Origin of the sequence: Halorubrum tibetense, from assembly GCF_042661865.1 — an archaeon.
Taxonomy (GTDB): Archaea; Halobacteriota; Halobacteria; order Halobacteriales; family Haloferacaceae; genus Halorubrum; species Halorubrum tibetense.
The window spans coordinates 1-524 of the sequence record NZ_JBHSWW010000733.1; the positions used below are offsets into that span (position 1 = coordinate 1).

At 73.9% G+C, this 524-nt stretch carries 1 protein-coding gene; it reads right to left on the minus strand.

The annotated features are described in order from the left end of the window. Positions 1 to 524: triphosphoribosyl-dephospho-CoA synthase (locus tag ACFQEU_RS18010; RefSeq protein WP_379784396.1), on the minus strand; the 524-nt coding region annotated here is incomplete at both ends.

The following is a 524-nucleotide window of genomic DNA, read 5'->3' on the forward strand; positions in this document are numbered from 1 at the left end:
CGGTCGCGACGAGCGTGTCGGGCTCGGTCGCGAGCAGCCCGAGGAACGCGCGCGCCGCCCGGTCGACGATCGGCCCCTCGTCGGTGACGATCCACTCCGCGGCGCGGAACGTTCGCGGGAACCCCTCGACCCACTCCTGGGCGTTGCGGTCGGGCACCCGATCCCGCGCTCCGGGCTTCGACGACGGATCGTCCCGCGCGGGTGACGATCCGCCGGCGGAGGTCTCCATCACGTCGCGAAGCGTGATCCCCCGGTCACGGAGGGTCGGTTCGGCATCGCTCCCGCGACGGACGTCGAGCTCGGTCGCGTCCGGCGGCGGGTCGCCGACCGCGACGTCGACGTGTTCGAACGCCGCGTAAAACCGGACCGCATCGTCGACGGTCGTCCGGCGGGCGACGCGATCGACGCCCTCGGGGGACACGTCGCCCTCTCGGGTCGCCCGGAGCAGCGGCGTGAGCAGGAGCAGACAGCCGAACTGGGTGTTGGTGCCGGCACGGTCGGCCATTCCGGCGACCGCGCGCTCG